Annotated in this window: 7 protein-coding genes; 3 read left to right on the forward strand and 4 right to left on the reverse strand. The window is 72.6% G+C overall.

Annotated elements, in window-relative coordinates:
• Nucleotides 1–8 precede the first annotated feature (8 nt).
• From ABD844_RS04205 to ABD844_RS04215, 3 genes are read right to left on the reverse strand one after another with little or no spacing between them, the layout of a single operon-like run.
• Nucleotides 9–359, reverse strand: coding sequence for a phosphopantetheine-binding protein (locus ABD844_RS04205; protein ID WP_344873125.1), 351 nt, complete (start codon nt 357–359; stop codon nt 9–11).
• Complete coding sequence (locus tag ABD844_RS04210) at nt 352–1,707, reverse strand: serine hydroxymethyltransferase (RefSeq protein WP_344873127.1); 1,356 nt, start codon at nt 1,705–1,707, stop codon at nt 352–354. Before ABD844_RS04210 ends, ABD844_RS04205 begins: the two co-directional genes overlap by 8 nt.
• Nucleotides 1,704–4,964: a non-ribosomal peptide synthetase gene (locus tag ABD844_RS04215; RefSeq protein ID WP_344873129.1), complete on the reverse strand. Its 3,261-nt coding sequence runs from the start codon at nt 4,962–4,964 to the stop codon at nt 1,704–1,706. The genes ABD844_RS04210 and ABD844_RS04215 overlap by 4 nt, the downstream gene beginning before the upstream one ends.
• A gap of 185 nt (nt 4,965–5,149) precedes the next feature.
• Between ABD844_RS04215 and ABD844_RS04220 the strand changes: the two genes are divergently transcribed.
• Together ABD844_RS04220 and ABD844_RS04225 are read left to right on the forward strand one after the other, a co-directional pair.
• Nucleotides 5,150–6,682 (forward strand): amino acid adenylation domain-containing protein, encoded by a 1,533-nt coding sequence (locus ABD844_RS04220; protein WP_344873131.1) that lies wholly within the window; start codon nt 5,150–5,152, stop codon nt 6,680–6,682.
• On the forward strand, nt 6,672–7,670 hold the full coding sequence (locus ABD844_RS04225) for a TauD/TfdA family dioxygenase (RefSeq protein WP_344873133.1): 999 nt from the start codon (nt 6,672–6,674) through the stop codon (nt 7,668–7,670). The genes ABD844_RS04220 and ABD844_RS04225 overlap by 11 nt, the downstream gene beginning before the upstream one ends.
• A gap of 87 nt (nt 7,671–7,757) precedes the next feature.
• Here the strand turns inward: ABD844_RS04225 and ABD844_RS04230 are convergent, their stop codons facing one another.
• The gene (locus ABD844_RS04230) at nt 7,758–8,711 is read right to left on the reverse strand and encodes a GNAT family N-acetyltransferase (RefSeq protein ID WP_344873135.1); all 954 of its coding nucleotides are present in this window, start codon (nt 8,709–8,711) and stop codon (nt 7,758–7,760) included.
• Between the two features lie 150 nt (nt 8,712–8,861).
• On the opposite strand from ABD844_RS04230, the gene ABD844_RS04235 reads away from it, so the two are divergent.
• A partial coding sequence (locus tag ABD844_RS04235; RefSeq protein ID WP_344873137.1) for a condensation domain-containing protein occupies nt 8,862–9,570 on the forward strand: 709 nt, incomplete at its 3' end.

Consider the following 9,570-nt stretch of genomic DNA (forward strand, 5'->3'; position numbering starts at 1 on the left):
GATCTCGTTCACTCCTCGCTCACCGGACGGCGGTTCAGCGCGACCAGCCGGGGTTCGGCGGGGTCCGCCCGGTGCTCGGTGAGCAGCCGCGCCTGCTCCTCGACGGTGGTCGCGCCGAACAGGTCGCGCAGCGCCACACGCCTCCCCGAGGCGGCGTTCAGCGAGGTCACGAGCTGGATGAGCATCATGGAGTGCCCGCCGAGCTGGAAGAAGTCGTCGTGCACGCCCACCGGCTCGACCTCGAGCAGTTCCGCCCACGCCGCGGCGACCAGCCGCTCGTCGTCGGTGCGCGCGGCCACGTACGGCGGGCGGTCGTACTGCGTGCCGAGATCGGTTTCCGTACCAGGGGAATCAGGCATGGACGGCTCCAGAGATCGTGGGGAGTGGATGGTCGTGGCACAGCCGGGCCACCTGTTCGGCGACGTCGGCGCGTACGTGGTCGGGGAGGTCGAAGTCGCGATCGCCGCGCATGCGGATCGAGCGGCACACCTGGTCGACCAGGTCGGCGCACAGGCCCATCGCGGTCGTGTCCATCCCGCGCAGCGCCAGCGTGTTGGTGCCGAACCGCAGGCCGCCGGCGACCCGCGGGCCCTTGGTGTCGCCGGGGATCTGGTTCTTGTTGACGATGATCCCGCAGGACTCCAGCGCGGCCTCGGCCACCGCCCCGGTCAGGCCGCGCCGGCTCACGTCCACCAGGACCATGTGGTTGTCCGTGCCGCCGGTCAGCACGTGCCAGCCGCGGCCGGCCAGCTCCCGGGCGAGCGCGCTCGCGGTGGACAGCACCCGGCGGGCCAGGTCGCGGAAGGGCGGCGCGCCGACGATCCCGAACGCCCTGGCCTTCGCGGCGATCGCGTTGAGCTGCGGGGTCCCCTGGAAGTAGGGGAACACGCCGTCGTCGATCGTCCGGGCCAGCGTGCGCCTGCCGTCAGGGCCGGGCGCGTCGGCGTCGCCGCCCATGAGGATCACGCCACCGCGCGGGCCGTAGAGCTGCTTGTAGGTGCTGCTGGTGGTGATGTGGGCCGCGTTCACCGGGCTGGGGTGCAGTCCCGCCGCGACCAGCCCGGCGATGTGGGAGATGTCGGCCAGCAGATAGGCGCCGATCTCGTCGGCGATGGCGCGGAACCGGCCGAAGTCGATCAGCCGGGGATAGGCGCTGGCGCCGCAGACGATGACCTTGGGCCGGTGCGCCAGAGCCAGGCGGCGGATCTCGGCGTAGTCCAGATAACCGTCGGCGTCGACGCCGTATCCGACGCCGCGGAAGTAGCGGCCGGTGAAGGAGGGCGGCGCGCCGTGGGTGAGGTGGCCGCCCGCGGTCAGCCGCTGGCCCAGCAGCGTGTCACCCGGCCGCAGCAGGCTGGTCAGCACGATCTGATTCGCCGACGTCCCCGAGTGGGGCTGCACGTTGGCGTACTGTGCGCCGAACACGTGCCGGGCGCGGTCGACGGCCAGCCGCTCGACCGGGTCGGCCACGGCGCATCCGGCATGAAAGCGCGCCCCCGGATAGCCCTCGGTGGTGACGTTCCCCAGCGAACTGCTCAGGCAGGCGAGCACAGAGGCGTCGGCGGCGCTGGCCGAGGCGATCATGGCCAGGGTCTCGTGCTGGCGGCGGCGCTCCCGTTCGAGCAGGTCGTACAGGATCGGGTCGGTGGCGAGCAACTCGGCGACGCCTTGGGCGGCCAGCGCCTCCAGCCCGGTCTCGGTGATCATTTGTCGGCGCCTTGGGTGAGCAGCAGGTCGATCTCCTCGTCGGACATGTCACGCAGGCGGAGCGCCAGCTCGGCCGTCGCGTCCAGGTCCACGCCCTGGTCCTCGGCGGCCTCGGGGGCCTCGGCGGCCTCGCGTAGCCAGGCGGCCTGCGCGGCGACCGTGGTGGCCTCGAACGCCATCCGCAGCGGAACCTCCAGGCCGAAGGTGTCCTGGATGAGCGCCACCACCTCCATCCCGTTGAGCGAGTGACCGCCGAGCTGGAAGAAGTCGTCCTCGACACCGACGCGTTCCATCGACAGCACGGCGGCCCAGATGTCGGTGAGCACCTGCTCCAGAGGAGAGCCCGCCACGACGTACCCGGCACGGTCCGGCCCGGAGTGGCCGAGCCGCGCGAGCGCGCGACGGTCGATCTTGCCGTTGGGCGACAGCGGGAGCCGGTCGAGCGCCACGATCGAGGAGGGCACCATGTAGCCGGGGAGCCGGTCGCGCAGCCGGGCGAGCAGACCCGCCTCGTCCGGTTCGCCGGAGCCGGCCGGCACGACGTACGCCACCAGGACCGCGCTCCCGCTCGCGGCGTGCCGGGCGACGACGACCGCCTCCGCGAGGTCCGGCGACTCGACCAGGGCGGCCTCGATCTCACCCGGCTCGATGCGGTACCCACGGATCTTGATCTGCTGATCGAGCCGGCCGAGGAGCTCGATGACGCCGTCCGTCCGGTAGCGGGCCAGGTCGCCGGTCCGGTACAGGCGGGCCCCTGCGGGTACGTTCGGATAGCGGCCCGCGTACGGGTGGGGGATGAAGCGTTCGGCCGTCCGGGCGGGGCGGCGCAGGTAGCCGCGGGTGAGACCGATGCCGCCCAGATGCAGCTCACCTGGGACCCCGACCGGGACCACGCGTCCCCGCGCGTCGAGGATCAGTGCCTGCTGGTTGTCCTGCGGTCTGCCGTACGGGATGCTCGTCCAGGCCGGATCGACCTCGTCCACCGGGTGGACGATCGAATGGATCGACGCCTCCGTCGCGCCGCCGAGGCTGACGAACGCCATGCCGGGGGCCAGGGCGCGCATCCGGCCCGGCAGGGTCACCGGGATCCAGTCGCCGCCGAGGAACGCCGTCCGCAGCGAGGGCAGCGGCTCGCCGGTGCGCTCCGCCACGGTGGCCAGCGCCTCCAGGAGCGCGGGCGCCGAGTTCCACACGGTCACCCGGTGGCCGGTCACGAGCCGGTGCCAGTGCCGCGGATCGTCGGCCACGCCGGGGTCGGGCAGGACGACGGAGCCGCCCGCGACGAGCAGCCCGGTCAGCTCGTAGACCGACATGTCGAAGCTCATCGACGAGACGGACAGCACGTTGTCCTCTGGGCCGATCCGTCCCAGGCGGTTGAGGTCGGCGATGTTGTTGACGACGCCGCGGTGCGGGACCGCGATCCCCTTGGGACGGCCGGTCGAGCCGGAGGTGTAGATGACGTACGCCAGATTGTCCGGGCTGACCCGCGGCCGTCTGTACGGGGCCGGTTCGGCGTCGTCGTCGAGGCAGATCGCCTGGTGGGTGTCGGGCAGCCGGTCGAGGAGGTCACTACGGGACACCAGCGCGGCGGGCCGCGCGTCGGCCAGCATGAAGGCGAGCCGCTCGGCGGGATGGTCGGGGTCCAGCGGCAGGTAGGCGCCCCCTGCGGCCAGCACGCCCAGCACGGCCACGAAGCGGTCCACCGTGCTGTCCAGGCAGACGCCCACGAGCACGTCCGGACCGACGCCGGCGGCCTGCAGCCGCCCGGCCAGCGCTCTGACCCTCTCGTCGAGCTCGGCGTAGGTGAGCCGGCCGCCGGCGTACGTCAGCGCCACCGCGTCCGGCTGGGCCGTGACGCGCTCGCTGATCAGCTCGTAGAGGGTTCGCGCCGGGTAGTCGGCCGCGGTGGCGTTCCAGTCGGAGACCGTTTGCGAGAGCTCTTCCGCGGTCAGCGCGGGAAGGTCGTCGATCGGCGTGTCCGGGGCGGTCACGGCGGCGGACAGCAGGGTGACGAAGCCGCGCATCAGGCGTCGCATCGTCGCCCCGTCGTACATGTCGCTGCTGTACTCGACGAATCCCTCGAACCGCTCGCCGGCCAGCCAGAGCTGGAGGTCCACGTCGAGCTGGGTGGCGTGCCGGGGGACCGGCTCGGCGGTGACGACGAGGTCGCCCATGGCCGGGTTCGGCATGGGGGCGTTCTGGACCACGAACATGACCTGGGTGAGCGGCTGGTGACTGAGCGCCCGGCGTGGGCCCAGCTCCGCGACCAGGCGTTCGAAGGGCAGGTCCTGGTGGTCGAAGGCGGCCAGGATGCGCGGCTTGGCCTGGCGTACCAACGCGGCGAAGGAGGGGTTGCCGGCCAGCGACGTGCGGATGAGCACGATGTTGATGAAGCTGCCGATCAACTGCTCCACCTGCGGGGTGCGGGTGGCGGTTCCGGTGCTGACGACGACGTCGTCCTGACCGGTCCAGCGGGCTATGACCAGTTGGAAGGCCGCCAGGAGGGTCATGAAGGGGGTCGCGCCGAGCTCGCGGCTGAGCGCCAGGACCGCGCGGGAGACGTCTTCGGGGATCTCCACGCGCTCCACGGCTCCCCGGTAGGACTGGGCGGCGGGCCGCGGCCGGTCGGAGGGCAGGTGGAGCACCTCGGGCGCCCCTTCCAGTTCGCCGCGCCAGAAGGCGGTGAGCCGGGCGAGCCGATCCTCGCGGAGGTTCTCGCGCTGCCAGATGACGTAGTCGGCGTACTGCACGGACAGCTCGGGCAGCTCCGCCGGGCGTCCCGTCAGACACGAGTCGTAGAGGGCGGACAGGTCCCGGACGAAGATCCCGCACGACCAGTAGTCGGAGACCAGATGGTGCATGGTGACGGCCAGGACGTGGTCGTCCTGGGAGAGGCGGTGGAGCGTCACCCGGAGCAGGCACTCGTCGAGGGCCAGGGGCTCGGCCGCCTGATCGCTGAGGAGCGCGGTCAGCTCCGCCTGGTCGGTCGCGGCGGGTGTCCCGCTCAGGTTCCGCCGCTGCAGCGGTACGGCGATCGCGCTCCGCACGACCTGGACCAGCTCGCCGTCCACGGTGTCGATCGTGGTCCGCAGGGCCTCGTGACGGGCGACGACCGCGGTGAGCGCCCACTCCAGCGCGGCGACGTCCAGGTTGCCGCGCAGCCGCAGGGCGAACGGCACGTTGTAGGCCGAAGTCCCCGGTGCCAGGCGCTCGATGACCATGATCCGCTGCTGTGCGTATCCGATCGGGAAATGCATCACGTCATCGGTATCCACAGATCTCTCACTCATCCGTCGTGGCTTCGGCTGGGGACGTTGGTCACGATCGCCCGCACTCGCCGCGGCCCGCACGTCGGGGGTTTCCCCGACTGAGACGGCGCACCGGCCGCGCGGTTGCATGGTCACGATCGCCCGAGGTGACGTGATGGTTGAGATGGCCCTTGATGACTGAAGAGCAGAGCCGGCCGGATGACCCGGCCACGTGGAGTGGTCCACGCGCGGAGATTCCGCCGACGACCCTGACCGCCCTGATCGAGGCGCAGGTCCTGCGCACACCCGAAGCGGTCGCGCTGGTGTCAGCGCGGACCCGCCTGACCTATTCCGAACTCGACGCCCGAGCCAATCGGCTGGCCAGGCTGCTGGCCGCCCGCGGCGCCGGGCCCGAGAAGGTGATCGCGCTGGCCCTGCCGAGATCGGCGGAGGCACTGGTGGCCACCCTGGCGGTGCTGAAGACCGGGGCCGCCTACCTGCCCGTGGAGCCGGATCACCCGCCGGATCGCATCGCGTTCATGCTGGCGGACTCCGGCTGCTCGGCGGTGGTAACGCTCGGCCCGGCCGCGTTCTCCCGGCCCGCCGTACGCCTGGACGACCCGGACGTGCTCGCCGAACTCGCGGGGCACGACGCGGCCGGTCTCGCGCGCCGGTGCGCGCCCGACCAGAGCGCCTATGTGATCTACACGTCCGGGTCGACCGGACGGCCGAAGGGCGTGATCATCACCCATCGGTCGGTGGTCAACTATCTGACCTGGTGCGTGGCGGCCTACCCGGGAGTCGGCGGGCTGACGCCCCTGCACTCGCCACTGTCGTTCGATCTGACGGTGACCGGGTGTTTCGCGCCGCTCGTCGTGGGGGGAGCCGTGCGCCTGGCCGGTGTGGAGGAGGGCAGCGGGGACGGCGAGCCGTACACCTTCCTCAAGGCCACCCCGAGCCACGTGCCGCTGCTCACCGCGTTGCCCGGCGAATGCTCGCCCACCGGGCAGCTCGTGCTCGGCGGCGAGCCGCTGCTCGGTGAGGTCGTCGAGGCGTGGCGGGCCGCGCACCCCAAGGTCACGGTCGTCAACGAGTACGGCCCCACCGAGACCACGGTCGGGTGCAGCGAGTACCGGATCGAGCCGGACGACGAGGTGCCGGGCGGCGTGCTGCCGCTCGGCCGGCCCATATTCAACACCAGCATGTACGTCCTGGACGAAGGGCTGAACCCGGCCCTCCCCGGGACGACGGGTGAGCTCTACATCGCCGGCGTCCAACTGGCGCGGGGATACGTGAACAGGCCCGGGCTGACCTCGGCGAGCTTCCTCCCCGACCCCTTCGGCCCGCCCGGGTCGAGGATGTACCGCACCGGAGACCTCGGCCGGTGGAACGCCGCCGGCCTGCTGGAGTTCGCCGGCCGCATCGACGACCAGGTCAAGGTGCGGGGGTTCCGGATCGAGCTGGGCGAGGTCGAGGCCGCGCTGGCGGGGCATCCCGAGGTGGCGCAGGCCGCCGCCACCGTCGCGGGGGAGCGCCTGATCGCGTGCGTCACGCTGCGGCCCGGCTCCGGGGCGGTGCCCGTGACGCTGCGGCGGCACGTGGCGCGGACTCTTCCCGGTTACATGATCCCCGCGAAGATCCTCATCCGCGACGCCCTCCCTCTCACGCCCAACGGGAAGCTGGACCGCAAGGTCCTGTTCCAGAACGAGGACGACCATGCCGATTGACCTCCCCTTCCCTTCCTTGACCGATCACGCCGACGCGGTGACGCTGCCGGCCCCGGAGCGAGCCCAGGTGGAACGGATCGCGCGTGGCCTCGTGGCCCGCCCGCCGCGCCCGATCGACGATCCGGTGTGGCTGGAGGCGGCGATGACCCTGTCCGCCACGCTGCCCGCGCGCCTGCGCGAGAGGCTACGGCGCTTCCGCCATGACGCGGGCCAGGACGGGATGGTCCTGCTGCGCAACCTGCCCATCGCCGATGAGGCGCTCCCGCCGACGCCCAACGTGCCCGGTTCCGTCCAGCGGCTCGCGACCGTGCCCGCGTCCGTGCTCGCGCTCGTCGCCTTCCAGATCGGCGAGCTGTTCGCCTTCCGCGAGGAAAAGAGCGGCGCGATGATCCAGGACGTCGTCCCGGTGCCGGGGATGGAGCACTACCAGGGCAACGCCGGCTCGGCCGCGCTGACCATGCACGTCGAGAACGCCTTCCACGTCAACCGGCCGGACTACGTCGCCCTCCTGTGCCTGCGCAACGATCACGACGATCTCGCAGGGCTGGAGGTGGCCTGCGCCCGCCGGGCGCTGCACCACCTGTCCGAGCGGGTCAGGGCCGTGCTGTCCGAGCCCCGTTATGTCACCGCGGCCCCGGCGTCCTTCGGCGCGGCCGGCGGCGCGGCGCGGCCGCACGCGCTGCTCACCGGCAGCCAGGAAGACCCGGACGTCCGCGTGGACTACACCAGCACCCGGCCGCTGGACGGCGTGGCCGCCGAGGCGATGGCCGAACTCGGCCGGGCCCTGCGGCAGGTCAGCCGATCGGTGGTCCTGCGGCCCGGCGACCTGGCCATCGTGGACAACCGCCTGGCACTGCACGGACGCAGCGACTTCCGGCCCCGGTACGACGGGCGCGACCGCTGGCTGCAGCGCGCCTTCATCCAACTCGACTACCGCGCCTCCCGGGCCCTGCGGCCGGGGGGCGGCCGGGTCGTCCACGGCGGATAGCCCTTCGAGGCACCTGGCCCGATGGACTCCGCCGGTCGATCGGGCCGGACGGCCGCGGTTCGTGGCACCGGCCGAACCCCGCGAACCTCACACGAGGATCACGCGGCGGCCGGCGACCCGGTAACCCGCGCGGAGGAACGCGCCGGCCATCGGGTGGTTGCCGACCTCCGTGGTGTCCTCGACGGTCGGTTCGCCCGCTTCGGCGAAGAGGTGGAGAGCTTCGGCGACCAGGTCGTCGACGTACGCCCGGCCGCGGTGCTCGGGCACGACGCCCAGGTAACCGATGGTCGCCGAACCGGGGTTGCGGGTGGGCAGGACCATTCCGACGAGGTCGCCGTCCCGGTCATGGGCCAGCCGCCACCACTGCCGGCCGCCGGGCATCCCGGCCACCTCGTCGAGGAGGTCGGCCGCCGCCCGGTCGGCGCCGTGCCGGGCCGCGTCCGTCGCGCCGTAGGCGTCCAAGGTGCCGGGGTAGGTCCTGGCGATCACATCGGTGAGCCTCCGGTCGTCGGCCGCGGGAGTGAAACGCAACCGGCCGGAGCGTACGGGCAGGCCGTCGTCCGCGCTCCAGCGCAGGGTCAGCCGTTCGGTGAAGAACGTCAGCCCGGCCAGCTCCGCCGCCGTGATCCGGTCGGTGGCGTCCGCCTGGGCCTCGGGCCGCTCGCGCCAGTCGGAGGGGAGAAAGAGCTGGTAGTCGGGCCGTCCGCCGTCAGGATGGGGTGGCGTGGCGTAGTCGGGGCCGACGAGCGCGTCGTAGCAGGCGCGCAGCAGCCTGGCGCCGACCTCGATGTCGGCGCCGGGGTCGAACCACTCGAGGTGGAACGGCTGCGCGAACTCGGGCGGCGCCCAGAAGACGGCACGGGCGAGCACGTCGTCGCCGTGCTGGGCCACCCAGATCCATTCCGGCCGGTAGTCGCCGATGGCGACGTATTCGTCGAAGGTACGGCCGCGCGCTCCCACGCCGGACGTGGGCCCTGGGCCATAGCGGTGGAAGAGGTGCAACTCGTCCGCTCCGAGCGGGCGGAAGAGCAGATCGGGCACGGGGCCTCCTGATGATCTCATGGGCGTGGCATCGCCAGTATGGACGCGGTGCCTCGCCACCAGGAGTCGGGTAAATCCCCGATGGCCGCGCCGCCGCCGGGTGCCGAACCATCGGCGTGTGATGTGTTTCGGAAGATCGGGCGGCCGTCCATGACCGCGCCCGGATGGCTGGGCGGCGACCGGCGTGCCCTGCTGCGCAGGCTCCGGCCGGAGCGCGCGGGCGGGCCGATCCGGCCGGTCCCCAAGACCGGTCCCCTGCCTGTGTCGCCCGCCCAGCAGCGGCTCTGGTTCCTGGACCAGCTCGCCCCCGGCACCGGTCTCTACAACGTGCCGGGCGGTCTCTGGCTGCGGGGCCCGCTGGACGTCGAGGCGTTACGGCGGGCGTTCCGCGCGGTCGTGGGCCGGCACGAGGTGCTCGGGTCCGCGTTCCGGCCCGACGAGGCCGGTCGGCTGGTGAGCGTCCCGGCCGGCCTGGCCGCCGCCGTGACCGTGACGGAGGTTCCCGGCGGCCGTGCGGAGGCCCTGCGCATCGCGGAAGGGCTCGCCGTGGAGCCGCTCGACATCGTCGTCGGCCCCGTCCTGCGCGCCGCCCTGCTGCGTTGCGGCCCTCAGGAGCACCTGCTGGTGCTGGTCATCCACCACATCGTCGCCGACGGGTGGGCACTCGGCGTGATCCTCCAGGACCTGGCCACCGCGTACACCGACCCGGACGGCCTGCCGGAGCTGGACATCCAGTACGCCGACTACGCCGCGTGGCAGCGCGACCGGCTCGCCTCGGGCACGGCCGAGCGGCAGCTCGCCTACTGGCGCGGCAGGCTCGCGGGCGCGCGGGCGTCGCGCCTGCCCACCGACCGCCCGT

The sequence above is a fragment of the Nonomuraea antimicrobica genome (genome assembly GCF_039536965.1).
GTDB lineage: Bacteria > Actinomycetota > Actinomycetes > Streptosporangiales > Streptosporangiaceae > Nonomuraea > Nonomuraea antimicrobica.